Annotated in this window: 7 protein-coding genes; all 7 read left to right on the top strand. The window is 71.7% G+C overall.

What is annotated here, in order from left to right:
• Positions 1 to 37: 37 nt before the first annotated feature.
• The 7 genes from ABD798_RS18755 (at position 38) to ABD798_RS18725 (ending at position 13,837) form a co-directional block, all read left to right on the top strand.
• Complete coding sequence (locus ABD798_RS18755; protein WP_344876518.1) at positions 38 to 1,762, top strand: fatty acyl-AMP ligase; 1,725 nt, start codon at positions 38 to 40, stop codon at positions 1,760 to 1,762.
• Positions 1,763 to 2,105: 343 nt separating this feature from the next.
• Positions 2,106 to 4,925 carry a helix-turn-helix transcriptional regulator gene (locus ABD798_RS18750; protein ID WP_344876516.1) on the top strand — a complete coding sequence of 940 codons (2,820 nt, stop codon included), beginning with the start codon at positions 2,106 to 2,108 and terminating at the stop codon, positions 4,923 to 4,925.
• Positions 4,909 to 7,488 carry an AAA family ATPase gene (locus ABD798_RS18745; protein ID WP_344876515.1) on the top strand — a complete coding sequence of 860 codons (2,580 nt, stop codon included), beginning with the start codon at positions 4,909 to 4,911 and terminating at the stop codon, positions 7,486 to 7,488. Before ABD798_RS18750 ends, ABD798_RS18745 begins: the two co-directional genes overlap by 17 nt.
• 5 nt (positions 7,489 to 7,493) lie before the next feature.
• On the top strand, positions 7,494 to 10,334 hold the full coding sequence (locus ABD798_RS18740; RefSeq protein ID WP_344876513.1) for a helix-turn-helix transcriptional regulator: 2,841 nt from the start codon (positions 7,494 to 7,496) through the stop codon (positions 10,332 to 10,334).
• 373 nt (positions 10,335 to 10,707) lie between these two features.
• Positions 10,708 to 11,397, top strand: coding sequence for a helix-turn-helix transcriptional regulator (locus tag ABD798_RS18735; protein ID WP_344876511.1), 690 nt, complete (start codon positions 10,708 to 10,710; stop codon positions 11,395 to 11,397).
• A 128-nt stretch (positions 11,398 to 11,525) separates the two neighbouring features.
• Entirely contained in the window at positions 11,526 to 12,209 is a 684-nt protein-coding gene (locus ABD798_RS18730) for an ATP-binding cassette domain-containing protein (protein WP_344876509.1), read from the top strand.
• A 35-nt stretch (positions 12,210 to 12,244) separates the two neighbouring features.
• Positions 12,245 to 13,837 carry a sensor histidine kinase gene (locus ABD798_RS18725; protein WP_344876507.1) on the top strand — a complete coding sequence of 531 codons (1,593 nt, stop codon included), beginning with the start codon at positions 12,245 to 12,247 and terminating at the stop codon, positions 13,835 to 13,837.
• Positions 13,838 to 13,844 lie beyond the last annotated feature (7 nt).

The raw sequence follows: 13,844 nt of genomic DNA, 5'->3' as shown, positions 1-13,844 counted from the left end.
GGAGGGTTGATCAACCATGTTCCAGCAGTCAGTCAGCGTGACCGAGATTCTCCGGGGCCATGCCGAGTGGATCGGCGACCAGCAGGCCGTCGTCCTGGTGGAGGACGTCGCCGAGGCCAGACAGGACGCGCTCACCTACAGCCAGCTCGACCACGACGCACGACGCGTCGCCGCCACGTTGCTGGAGCGGGTGGCCCCGGGAGAGCGCGTCCTGCTCGCCTACCCGTCGGGCACGGAGTTCGTCCGCGCCTTCCTGGGTTGCCTCTACGCGGGGATCGTCGCCGTGCCCGCACCGCTGCCCGCTGGCGGCAACCACTACATGAAGCGCACCACGGGAATCGCGATCGACACGGGTGCTACCACCGTGCTGACCGGCTCCGCGCAGCTGCCCGCTGTCGAAGCGTGGCTTGAGGGGCAGGGCTGGTCGCACATCACGCCGCTGGCCACCGACGCGATCGAGCTGGCCGACGCCGACGACTGGGCGTTGCCGCACATCGGCGCTGACACCCCTGCGCTGATCCAGTACACCTCGGGCACCACGACCGACCCCAAGGGCGTGGTGATCACCCACGGGAACCTCGTCAGCAACGCCGGAGCCCTGTGGGAGGCAACGGGAGCGCACGAAGGCGTCCGCAGTGGTGGGTGGGCGCCGCTCTACCACGACATGGGTGTCGGCCAGCTGATGCTGCCGCTGCTCTCCGGCGGCACCTGCGTGCTGATCGCGCCGATGGTCTTCCTCAAGCGCCCGCACGTGTGGTTGGAGTTGATCTCACGATATCGGCTCGAACTGTCCGCGGCGCCGAACTTCGCGTACGAGCTGTGCGTGCAGCAGACCACCGACGAGCAGCTTGCCCGGCTGGACCTCTCGGGCTGGCGTTGGGCCCTCAACGGCGCCGAGCCGATCAACCTGCTGACCCTGGAGCAGTTCCGGGCGAAGTTCTCCGCCGTCGGCTACCGCGCCACCACGACGTGCCCGGTGTACGGGCTCGCCGAAGCCACCGTGTACGTCTCCGGGATCGGTGAGGCCGCGCCCGCCGCGCGCTCCGTCGACGCCGTGCTGCTGGAGAAGGACGAGTTCGTTCCGCTGGGCGAAGCCGAGAAGCACGCCGACGCGCACGAGTTGGTGAGCTGCGGGCCGGTCCGCGACTACGCGATCCGCATCGTCGACGCCGACAGCCGCGAAGTGCTCCCCGAGGGCCGCATCGGTGAGATCTGGTTGCGGGGCAACAGTGTCGGCAGCGGCTACTGGCGGAACGAGGCCGAGTCGCGTCGGGTCTTCGACGTCGAGACCGCGTGCGGCGACGGCGGCTACGTGCGCACCGGCGACCTCGGCGTGCTCTACGAGGACGAGCTGTACGTGACCGGCCGCATCGCCGAGACGTTGGAGGTCGGCGGGCGCCGCTTCTACCCGCACCACCTGGAGCGCGAGGTGGCCGCGCTGCTGCCCAAGGCCGTCGCGGTCGGTGCCGCGATCAAGGTCGGCGGTCCGGTCGGCTCCGTGGTGCTCGTGCAGGAGCTGCGCGGGCGCTACGGCCGGGAGCGCCTCGCCGAGATCGCCGAGCAGATCCGCGCCTGCCTGCACCGGCGGCTCGGCTCCGCGCTCGGCGGCGTCGTCCTCGTGCGCAGGGGAGCGGTGCGGCGGACCACGAGCGGTAAGGTCCGCCGGGTGGAGATGCGCGAGCTGTTCCTGGACGGCGCGCTCGAACCGCTCTACTCCGACCTGAGCCCGGCCGCCGACCCCGCGGCGCCACTGATCGCCTGAATTCGGGCACGTCATTCGCCCGGGTGGGCCGGAGAATGCGCCCGACCTTCCACGGGGGGCCGATCGGTTGACAACCGATCCACCGGTAACGACATTAGCTTTTGTTATCCGGAACGAGATCAACTGCCTGCTGCCAGCATCGGCGCGGGGTTGCGCGGGTGCGGCGACTATTCGGGAAACCGTTGTGGGAAAAGCTTTCGCGTGGTCAGCGCATTGTCCGATGAGACATCCGGGATACTTTCGGCGGGCGCAAGCGCATTCGGCGCTTCTGGGTGTTTTCCCGGATACGCTCGGTGTGCGGTGAGGGGATGTCGGCAGCCCGGCGGCTAGGAGGTCGGCCAGCGTGACGAGCACAGGCGAGCGGGCGGTCAGGACGACGACCCGTGCGCGCGAGGTGATCGGCCGTGCCGCCGAGCTCGCCGAGCTGTCCTCGCTCGCCGCGTCCGCCGTCTCCGGCGAGGTCGGGATCGCGCTCGTGCGCGGCACCGCCGGAATGGGCAAGACCACGCTGCTCGAGGAGTTCAGCCGCGCGCTGGCCGTCTCCGGCCGGGTCCGCCTGCTGCGCATCGCCTGCCAGGAGCACTCCGGGTGCTTCTCCGCAGCCCGCGCGCTGCTCGGCCTCGACTCCTCCGGCGCTGAGGGGGAGGAGCTGTCCTACCGCGTCTTCCAGGAGCTCTACCGGCACATGGCCGACCGAGCCGCGGCCAGCCCGCTCGTGCTGATGATCGACGACGCGCACCTGTGCGACGAGGCGTCGATGCACTGGCTGGAGTTCCTGCTGCGGCGGGCCACCGACCTGCCGCTGCTGCTCGTGCTCGCGCAGCGCGTGGACACGCAGGGGCCCGGTGCTCCCGGGCTCACGTGGCTTGCCGCGCACTCACGGTGCCGCGTTCTGGAACTGGGTCCCTTCGCGCACTCGGAGATCACCGAGTTCGCCGAGCGCGCCCTGCTCGACACCCCTGACGCGTGCTTCGTCGACGGCTGTGCGGAGATCACCGGTGGCAACCCGCTGGTGCTCGGCCGACTGCTCGACGAGCTCAGCCGCGAAGGCGTGCTGCCCGACGCCACGGGCGCGGTGCGCGCGGAGCAGCTCGGTGAGCGGGTGCTCGCCGCCTCCGTCCTCGCCCAGCTGGCGAGCAGGCCGGAGCACGTGCGCGCGGTCGCCGAAGCGGTCGCGATCCTCGGCGACACGGCCGACGACGTGCCGACCAGGCTGACCGCCGCGCTCGCCGGGGTGCAGCCGGGCGTGGTGGTTTCCGCGCTGGAGGAGCTTTCCCGCATCGGCGTCACCGTTCCCGGCGAGGCGGGCTACGCGCACGCGGTGATCCGGGACGCGGTGCTCGCGCGGCTGGAGGAGGCACGGCTGCGGCAGCTGCGGACGCGCGCGGGGCGCCTGCTCAGCGACGCCGGGCGGCCCGCCGAGGAGGTGGCGGAGCAGCTGCTCGGGCTGTCCGGCGAGGTGGAGCGGTGGATGGTCGACATCTTCCGCGCCGCCGCTGTGCGCGCCGAAGCCCGTGGCGCGTACGACGTTGCGGTCCGCTACCTCACCGAAGTTCTGCAATCGTTGGGCGAGAAGGGAAATGAGGCTGAGCGCGCGCGGGCTCGGGTCGCGCTGGCCGGGCCGCTGGCGAAGATCGACCCCGATGCCGCCCTCGACCAACTGCGCCGCGCGCTGGCCGCGACCGCTCCACTGCGCGAGCGCGCGGGGATCGCGGTGCGCTTCGGCCAGACGGCTGTGCTCGCGCGGGGCGCCCTGGACGGCGTGAAGGTGCTCGGCGCGGTCGCGGACGAGCTTGCGGCGGACCAGGGCGGCGAGGCGGCGGAGGAGCTGCTGGCCCTCGTGGAGTCGACGTTGCTGGTGTGCGGCTCGACCGAACAGGACAGCATCACCCTCGTCCGCGAGCGCGCGAGGCGGATCGGGATGCCGGAGGGCAGGACCGCCGCCGAGCGCCAGACGCTGGCGATGACCGCGCTGCTGGCCGCGTCGGAGGCCCGCGAACCCGCTGGGCACGCTGTCTCGCTGGCTCGGCGGGCACTGCGCGGCGCGGGCGTGACCACCGAGGCGCGCACCTGCTACAGCGCGGCGATCGCGCTGTCCTTCGCCGACGAGGTGGCGGAGTCACTGTCCACAATGGACGCTCTGGTCGCCGCGTGCCGGGACAAGGGCGAGCGCTGGACGCTCGCGCTGTCGACGGCCACCCGCGCGCTCATGCTGCACACCGCAGGGGACGTCACGGCGGCCCTGGCGGACGCCACGGCCGCGACCCTCGTGGCGGGCGAGCAGTCCGAGCACCTGGTGTCCTGCCTGCCGAGCACCGCGCTGGCCGCCGGGCTCATCGAACGCGGCGAGCTGGACCGCGCCGAGGCGTTGCTGGACACCGTGCAGTCCGATCGTTTCGAGGGCTTCATCTGGGAATGGCCGCACTACCTCCAGACCCGCGCGCGACTGTCCCGTGCGCGCGGCGACCTGCCCGGCGCCCTGCGACACCTGGAGAACTGCGGCGCCGTGCTCGCGGAGGCTGGCATCACCAACCCCGTGCTCACCCGCTGGTGGGTCGACGCGGCGTGCATCCAGGCCGACCAGAAACAGCCTTCGAAGGCGCGCGAGCTGGTCGAGCAGGCGCGTGAGGTCGCGGAGCGCTGGGGAACTCCGCGCGCCAGGGGCCTGGCGTTGCTGTCGTGTGGCGTGCTGGAAAAGGGAAAGCGGTCGCTGGAGCTGCTTGAGGAGGCGGTGGCGGTCCTGCCGGACGACATCGCGCGCCTTGACGTGGCCGTCGCGGAGTACCGACTGGGTGCACAGCTGTTGCGGGAGGACGATTCCCGGGCCGCGCGGTCGCACCTGCGGCGCGCGCTCGACATGGCCACGCGGTGCGGAGCAACGGCGCTCGGTGCTGCGGCGGGCAAGCTGCACGCGGACGCGGGCGGGCGGCTGCACCGGCACATCGCCTCGCCGGTGGACACGCTGACCGGGAGCGAGCGCCGGGTGGCGATGCTCGCGATGGCGGGCGGCAGCAACAAGGAGATCGGTGACGCGCTGCGGATCACCGTGCGCACCGTCGAGGTCCACCTGACCAACGCGTACCGCAAGCTCGGGGTGACCGGGCGCGCGGAGCTTGCTTCAGTGCTGGATTCGGTGAGGAGCGCACATGACCCTGGCCAGTGACAACGGCGTCACGCACCTGCCAGGCGGCGGGCGGAAGTGGCGAGCGGACGGCGCGGTCGAGGTGCTGCTGGAGCGCGCGGGCGAGCTGGACCTGATCCGGCGCATGATCACCGACCTCGACACCGGGCACTCCGCCATGGCGATCGTGGAGGGCGCGCCCGGCTCCGGCAGGAGCGCGCTGCTGGCCGAGATCGGCGAGCTGGCCTCGGCCAACGGCATCCACGTCGCCACCGCGCAGGGCTCGCCCACCGAGAGCGCCCTGCACTGCGGCGTGATCATCCAGGTCCTGCGCGGGGTCTTCCCGCTCGACCATCCACTGTGGACACGTCCGGAGTGGACGGAGCCCGACGGCGAGGCCGAGCTGCTCCAGCTGTTGTGCCGCGAGCTGCTCGCCGCCGCGCGCCGGGTGCCGATCGTGGTGCTGGTCGACGACGTGCACCACGCCGACCCGCTGTCCATGCGCTGGCTCGGCGTCGTGACGCGCGCGAGGGGCGGCCCGGTGCTGCTCGTGGTGTCCACCGTGACCACCGCGCTGCGCCCGGGTTCCTTCTGCACCACGGGACAGCGCCCGCCCAACCGTCGCGTTGAGGCGAACGTTCGCAAGGTCACGCTCGCGCCGCTGAGCGGGGACGGCGTCGCCGACGTGCTGGGCGCTGTGAGCGCGGTGCCCGTGCGGACCGGCTTCGCCGAGGCCGTCACGAAGATCACCGGCGGTAATCCCGCGCTGATCGCGGCCGTGCTGCGGCACTTCGCGCGCCTGGACTGCGAGCCGTCCACCGAGCACTTGGCCGAGCTGGAGCTGAGCACGGCGCGCGCGGTCGGCGAGCAGGTGCGTGCGCTGATGTCCGTGCTGCCGGAGGAACTCGTCGGCCTGCTCGGCGCACTCGCGGTGTGCGGGACTTCTTTGCCGCTCAACGAGATCTGCGCGCTCGCCGGGCTCAGGACGCGGTCTGCCGCCGATGCGCTGCACCAGCTCACGGGCGTTGGCCTGGTTCGCCAGGACCCCGTGCCCAGGCTGGTCAACGCCGTCACGGCGGAGAGCGTCCTCGCCGCGATGCCCCGCGAGCAACGCGAGAACTTGCACGCCGAAGCCGCCGATCTGGGCTACCGCATGGCGATCGCTGACCTTGAGGTGGCGCGCATGCTGCTCGGCGCGCGCCCCATCGGTCGCCCGTGGGCTGTGGAGGTGCTGCGGCGCGCGGCTTCGGAGCACCAGCAGGGCGGTCGGCAGGCGGAGGCGGCGCAGCTGTTGGAGCGCGCGCTGGCCGAGCCGCTGGAGCCCGCCGCGCGTGCCCGCGTGCTGCTGGAGCTGGGCACCGTGGAGTTCGCGCTGGCCCCGGAGGTCGGCGCGCGCCACCTCGGTCAGGTGATCAGCGGCGCCGCCGATCCCGGGCAGCGCGTGCTCGCCGCCGACCACCTCGTACTGCGCGGAGAATCCCTTCTCGCGCAAAGATCCCTGGCGCAGGCGATCAGCGGTGGCACTCCGGAGCTGGGCCGCCTGGTGGCGATGCACTGGCTCGCGGAGGCCACGCACCTCAGCGAACAGGTGGGCCTCGCCGCGCTGGCCACCGTGCCGCAGCTGCCGTCGGAGCCGCGCGACCGCACCGAGGCGGGTGTGCTCGCGTGGAAGGTGGGTTGCCTGGGCAAGGACCTCGCGCGGACCCAGGAGCTGGCCACCAGGGCGCTGAGCCCCGGGGGCGACACGACCGAGCCGCTCGCGCCGTCGATCCAGGCGGTCCGCGCGCTGGCGTTGGCGGGGGACTTCGACACCGCGCTCACCGGGCTGGACCGGATCCTGCTGGAGGCCAGGCGAAGGGGCGTCGCGGGCCCGCAGGCCTTGACGTTGATCGTGCGCTCCGGCGTGGAGTTCGTCGCCGGGCGCCTCGACGAGGCCAACCGGTCCTTCGCCTCCGCCGTCGCCACGCAGTCCCTGCGCGACTGGCACCCGATGCTCGCGCCCGGCGTGGTCGCCGTGGAAGCGTTGCTAGCACTGGAAGACGGCGCGGTCGAGCGTGCCGAGGCGGTCATCGCGCGCTTCGTGACCGACATGCCGTCGCGGGCCAACGAGGGCATCCCGTGGACGCACTTGCTCTACGCGCGCGGCTGCGTGCGGCTGCGCGGGGGCGACGCCCGTGGCGCGCTGGACGATCTTGTGGAGTGCGGGCGGCACTTGCTGGCCAAGCAGATCGCCAACCCGCTGGTGGTGCCGTGGCGGGGCGTCGCAGCTTCCGCGCACCGCGAGCGCGGTGATACCGCGGCCGCCGAACGACTGCTCATCGAGGACGCTGAGCTGCTCCGCGCCTGGGGCGCGCCGCCGCGACGGAAGAGCGGGATCACCACGCTCGAACCGGTGGAGCGTGTCGACGGCCGGCCGCTGACGGCGTCGGAGAACCGGATCGCCTGGTTGGCCGCGCAGGGCTGGGCCAACGCGGCGATCGCCGGAGAGATCGGCGTCAACGTGCGCACGGTCGAGCTGCGGCTGAGCCGGTTGTACCGCAAGCTCGGTATCGGCGGGAAGGCTGAACTGCGCGACGCGCTCGCGCGAAGTGAGAGGGAGTTCTGACGAACGTGTTGCTGGAGCGGCAGAACGAGGTCAGCACCGTCGCCGGTGCGCTGCGCCGCGCCAGGACGGGTGCCGGTTCGCTGTTGGTGGTCAGTGGCCCGATCGGCATCGGCAAGACCCAGTTGCTGCGCTCGCTCCCCGACCTCGTCGGCGAGGGCACCACGGTCCTGCGGGCCAGCGGTTCCTTGCTGGAGCGGCACTTCGCGTTCGGTGTGGTGCGCCAACTGCTCGATCCGGTGCTGGCCTCGGCCTCCGACGTTGAGCGCGAGCGGTGGCTGGGCGCGACCTCCGGCAGGGCGGAGAGCGTCATCGTCGGCGAGGGCGACTGCGCGAACGTGACCCCTGCGGCGGTGGCAGCGGTGCTGCGCGATCTCGAAACGCTGGTCACCGCGATCAGCGCGGATCGTTCGCTGCTGGTGCTGGTGGACGACCTGCACTGGGTGGACCTGCCGTCGCTGCGCTGGCTGGCCTACGTCGCCAAGCGGCTCAACGGGCTGCCGGTCACGATCGTCGGGGCCGTGCGCGAGGGCGATCCGCTTGCCGGGCAAGCGCTTCTCCGCGAGCTCGCCACCTCCGCCGCGCGCGTGCTGCGCCCCCGGCCGCTGAGCCCCGTTGGCACCGCCGAGCTCGTGCTGGAGCAGTTCGGCGAGCACGGTGACGACGAGTTCGTCCTCGCCTGCCACGAGATCTGCGACGGCAACCCGATGTTCCTGATGTCGGTGCTCGTGACCATGGTGTTCGAACGACGGCGGCCGATCGCGGCTGAGGCCGAGTTCGCCAGGACCACGCGGCCCGCGAAGCTGCGCGAACGGCTCACCTCCTACCTCACCGCGCAGCCCGAGCCGGTGCGCGACTACCTCACCGCGATGGCCGCCCTCGGCGAGAACGCCGACCCCGAGCTGGTCGCGGCGTTGGCCGGGCTGGACCGGGTCGGCGGTGTCGACGCCGCGCGCATCGCCGGGACACTGGGCCTGTTCGCCGCTGGGCCCGAGCCCACGTTCGCGCATCCCGTGGTCCGGGAGGCCATCGGCGAATCACTGTCCACTGTGGAGCGCGAGAAGCTGCACATGCGCGCGGCCGAACTGTTGCACGCCAGGGGGCGTGCGGCCGAGCAGGTCGCCGCGCACCTGCTGGTGGTGACCGCGCGCCAGGAGAGCTGGGGCACCGAGGTGCTGCGCACCGCTGCACAGACCGCGTTGCAGCGCGGTGCGCCGGAGGTGGCGGCCCGCTACCTGCAACGCGCGTTGATCGACCACCCCGCCGACGACGCTCATCGCGCGGCACTTCTTGTTGATCTAGCGATGGCGGAGCGCGTGCTCGACCCCGCCGCCGCCGTGCGCCACGTCTCGCAGGCGGTGCCCCTGTTGCCGTCGGTGTGGGACCGCGCCGCAGCGCTGGTGCGCTTGGCCCCGTCGGTGCTGGACTCCGCTCCGCTGCCGATCGGTGAGCTCATGCGCAGCGTCGCGGACGAGGTCGGCGATCCCGACGAGCTGACCGGACCGCGCCGAGACCTCGCGCTGCGCCTGGAAGCCCGGTTGCGCCACAGCAGTTTCCACGCGCCCGAGGGCCTGATCAGCGCGGCGCAACGGCTGGAGCAGCTCGGGCCTCGACCTCCGCTGGACACCGGCGCCGAGCGGGAACTGGCCGCCGTGCTGCTGTTCGCGGCGGCGGTCAGGACCACGGGCACCGCCGCCGCACTGGCCGCCTCCGCCACGCGCATCCTGGAGTGCGAGCCCGCGACGATCTCCCACGTGCACACCGCGCTGCCGCTGCTGTCGGTGACCCTCGCGGGCGCCGACGCGACCAAGCCGCTGGGCTCGTGGCTGGACTCGGCCTACGAGCAGGCGCGGCTGCGCGGCTCCACGGTCAGCCTCGCGTGGATCAGGGCGGAGCAGTCGGTGGTGCGGCTGCGCGCGGGGGATCTCACCGAAGCGCGGTCGCTGGCCAAGGCCGCGCTGGAGCTGGCGGAACTGGAGTGGGGCGAGGCGGTCTCGCTCGCCGTCATGGTGCTGTCGCTGGTGGCGTTGGAGACCGAGGACCTGGAGTTGGCCGAGTGGCTGTTGGTCGAGGTCGAGGGGCAGAACGGCGACGGGTGGTTCGGCTTCCACCGCGAGACCGTGCGGCACATGCTGCTCGGCGCGCGAGCGATGGCCGGCGCCGACTTCTCCCTTGCGGTTGACCACTTCCTGAGCCTCGGCCGCTGCCTTGACCAGGCGGGCTGGACCAACGCGGCGCTGCACGCGTGGCGCAGCTGGGCGGCGGAGGCGTACCGGCGCACGGGCGAGCTCGACCGCGCACGCGAGCTGATCGAGGCCGAACACGCGTTGGCGGTCTCGTGGGGAGCGCCTGCGGCAGCCGGCAGGACGACGCGCATGCGGGGCGTGCTGCGCTCCGGTGCCGAGGGAATCCGGATCGCGCGCGAGGCCGTGCGGGTGCTGGAGTCCTCAGAGGACAGACTTGAGCTGGCGAAAGCGTTGGTGGACCTCGGCGCGAAGCTGCGCGAGGCGGGGGAGAGCGGCGCTCCGGGCTACCTGACCCGAGGTCGCGAGCTGGCCAACGACTGCGGCGCCACGCGGCTCGCCGAGCGCGCGTGGGACGAGCTGTCCTCGGTGACCGCCGACCCCGGCTCCGCGCCTGCCCAGCGCGCACGACCCGCCGCGCTGACCAAGACCGAACGGCTGGTCGCGGAGCTGGCGGCGGAGGGGCGCACCAACAAGGACATCGCCGACGAGTTGGGTGTCGGCGGTCGCGCCGTGGAGAAACACCTGACCAACATCTACCGCAAACTCTGCGTGCGCGGACGGTCCGGTTTGGTGGCCGCACTGCGTTCCGGGCTCCCCGGATAGCGACTCGCACGTCAACTCGAATTCACGTGGTTGTAGTTCTCCGCTGCCCGCAACCCGCGCGACCGGTTGTAGCTCTCAAGTATGATCGGGGGTCGTACGTGAGGATTACATACATTCGTATAGTGCCCTTGAGCTGGGAAAATGGCGAAAAGGTGGGGGTTGGGCGGATGGTTCGGTGACCGTACCGAACGCCCGCCCCTCGGGACGACCGAACCGAACCCGCGGCCGTGCCGACCACGGTGTTAAGCGAAGGACTTGCACAGCCGTTGCCGCTCTCTTTTTGTGCTCCATATGGTTCTTCTTGTGTAGCCGCCGCTGCAATTCCATTTGAGAAAATGGCCTGCCCGGCAATCGGAGCAACGGGGTGATTCTGATGACTGTCCTTCTTGACGAGGGAGTCCTTGGGGGGCGTGGGCCGCTGCCCGCCGTCTCGGCGGAACGACCTGTCGACCTCTACAAGCCGCTGTTCGAGCGCTCCGGCATCTGCATGGCCAACCTCGACCCCCAGCTGCGGGTCCGCGACGCCAACTCCGACTTCTTCCGCGAGTTCGGCCGCCAGTCCTCCTCCGTGCGCGGCCGGCTGTTCCAGGACTTCCTGCACCCCAGCGTCGAGCCGAGACTGCGCCAGCAGCTGGGCTGCCTGCTCGACGGCCGCAGGGCCAGCTTCGGCGAGCGCATGCTCGGCACCCGCCCCGACGGCACCGTGTTCTCCGGCGAGCTGACCGGCATCGCCGCCACGAAGGCCGACGGGACGGTCGGCGCGGTGATGGTGCTGGTGAAGGCCGAGCGCGACGAACGAGCCGCCCGCCCGCGCGTGGACCCCGGCAAGATGCTCTCCGACATCGACGCCCGCATCCTCGAAGGTGTCGCCGCGGGCACCTCCACCGTGCAGATGGCCTCGCGGCTGTACCTGAGCAGGCAGGGCGTGGAGTACCACGTCAGCACGATGTTCCGGAAGCTCAAGGTCACCAACCGACCGGCCCTGGTGTCCAAGGCCTACGCGCTGGGCATCCTCAGCACCGGCTGCTGGCCCCCCAAGGTCGTCCCCGAGTACGAGAAGTAACCCTTCCCCTGCTTGTCACCTCCCACCGCGGTGGGCGTCGCCTGGGGTGAGGGGAGCAGACTTTCGACAGTGGGGGACTCGACGTTCGGGTAGTGATCTCCGGACGGGTGGTTCGTAGCGTCGACGCCATGCTTCACGTCGAGAACCTCACCGTCCGCCACGGCAACCGAACCGCCCTCGACCGCCTGACCCTGACCGCCGTTCCGGGCCGCGTCACGGCGCTGATCGGAGCGCCCGGCGCGGGCAAGACCACGCTCGCGCGCTGCGTCCTCGGCTTGATCACGCCGCAGTCCGGGAAGATCTCCTTGCTGGGCAACGATGTGCGCGAGTACGACCACGTGGGCCGGGTCGTCGGCGGTGCGTCTGAGCTGTCTTCGCGTTCAACGGGAAGGACGACCGCGCGCGAGGTCACGGACCTGCTCGGCCTGCCCAGCGCGGTCGCGGACGCGGCGTTGGAGCGCGTGGAGCTGGCCGGGGTCGCCGCGAACCGGATCGAGACGTACACGCCCGGAATGCGACAGCGGCTCGCACTTGGCTTGGCGCTACTGGGAAATCGGCCGATCGTGGTGCTCGACGAGTCGTTCGACCGCGCTGATCTGGCGACGCAGCGGTTGGCCCACTCCCTGCTGAGCCAGCGCGCCCGCGAGGGGGCGGCGGTGCTCGTCACCGGGTGCGACCTGCGGGTGCTCGGGGCGTTCGCCGATGATGTCGTGCTGCTGCGCGACGGTCGGGCGCAGTTGGACGGCGCCGTGGCGGAACTGGTCGTGTCGCATCGGGAAGCCCTCTACGTAGCCGAAGTGGGGACCGCGTGAGCGCCCGGCGCCGCGAACTCCCCTATGCTCGGCCGGTGCTCTCCACAGTGGACGGTTCACGGGTGAGGTGGCTCTTCGGCCCGCCGGGGTGGAAGAACGCGCTGCGGGAGACGGTGATCTACCTCATCACGCTCCCCGCGGTGGTGTTCCCGCTCTCGCAGCCCGGCCCGCTCGGTCCGATCGGGGGCCTCGCGCTCGGCGTGTCCTGCCTGCTCGCCCGCAGGCGTTGGCCCGCGTTCGCGTTCGCGGCCAGCGGCGTCATGTCCGGCGTGTTCATGGTCGTTCTCGCCTTCAGCGCGGGACGACGCCTCAGCCAGCCGGTGTGGCTCGGCGCGTCCGTGCTCGGCGCCGTCGCTTCCGGCGTGCTGGCGAAGGTGCTCGTCGGTGTTACCGCCAGCGACCACCAGGTGGCGGTGATCGGCGGCGGCGCGGCGCTGATCACCGCGTCGCTGCCCGCGATCCTCGGCTACGCCGTCGCGCGGCGCAGGACGCTGTTGGAAGTGCTGCGGGAGCGCGCGTTCCACCTGGAACGCGAGCGCCGTTCGCTTGTCTCGGAGGCCAGGACCCGCGAGCGGGCCAGGATCGCGATGGACATGCACGACAGCCTCGGACACCAGCTCACCCTGATCTCCTTGCAGGCGGGCGGGTTGAAGGTGACCGCGGCCGAGCCGGAGCAGGCGCGGACCGCCTCGGAGCTGCACGAGGCGGCGCGCCGCGCGATGGTGGAGCTGCGCGAGATCGTCGGCGTGCTCGGCCGCGAGGCCGGCCAGGACGCGCCACCGCACGGCAGCCCGCTGGACCGGCTGCCGGTCTTGCTGAACTCCGCGCGCGCCACCGGAACCGCCGTCGACTACGCGGAGAACGGCACGGCGATCGCACTGCCGCGCGCCACGGAGAGCGCGATCCACCGGATCGTCCAAGAAGGACTGACCAACGTCGCGCGGCACGCGCCGGGTGCGCCGGTGGCGGTGCGGGTGAACTACGAGCCGGACGGCGTGATCGTTGAGGTGGTCAACGGCGTGGCAACAGCCTTGCCGCACAAGGATCTCGGTGGTGGGCGCGGCTTGAGCGGACTGCGCGAGCGAGCGCGCTTGGCCGGTGGTGTCCTGCACGCGGCGCCGACCCCCGACGGCGGTTTCAGGCTCGCGGGCGTGCTGCCCTACGACGCGACGCCGTCGCCGGAGCCCGCCGACGAGCTCGACGGCTACGTGCCGGAGAACCCGTTGGCGCTGAACGAGACCGGCACGGTCATGCGTCGGCTGCGCGACCGACCCGTGCTCTTGGGCTCGGCGCTCGTCGGTGTCGTGGTCGTCGGGCTCGTCGCGGTGTTCGTTTCCATCTACCTGTTCTCTGCCCATCTGAAGCTCTCGATCAGCGAGGCGGAGTACGAGGCCGCCCGAGTGGGCCAGTCCGAGCACGATGTGGTCGCGGCCCTGCCCCCGGTCCTCTCCACCGTGCAGAAGGTGTTCGCCGGCAGCGTCGAACCCGAGCCGGTGAACGCGCGTTGCGACTACCACCTGGCCAGCACGGCGAAGCTGGACGGCAGCACGACCACCTACTACCGGTTCTGCTTCCGTGACGGCGTGCTGCACGAGAAGCGGCGGTTCGTCGTCAAGGACTCGTTCTGATCTGGGA

The organism is Allokutzneria multivorans, assembly GCF_039537405.1.
Classification (GTDB): domain Bacteria; phylum Actinomycetota; class Actinomycetes; order Mycobacteriales; family Pseudonocardiaceae; genus Allokutzneria; species Allokutzneria multivorans.
The sequence above is the reverse complement of the archived record's forward strand: the minus strand, read 5'-3'. Positions and strand labels throughout refer to the sequence as shown.

What these genes read in the sequence shown, in the direction of transcription:
- ABD798_RS18745 (WP_344876515.1), top strand. Translation starts at nt 4,909, where the DNA reads ATGACCCTGGCCAGTGACAACGGCGTCACGCACCTGCCAGGCGGCGGG.
- ABD798_RS18735 (WP_344876511.1), top strand. Translation starts at nt 10,708, where the DNA reads ATGACTGTCCTTCTTGACGAGGGAGTCCTTGGGGGGCGTGGGCCGCTG.
- ABD798_RS18730 (WP_344876509.1), top strand. Translation starts at nt 11,526, where the DNA reads ATGCTTCACGTCGAGAACCTCACCGTCCGCCACGGCAACCGAACCGCC.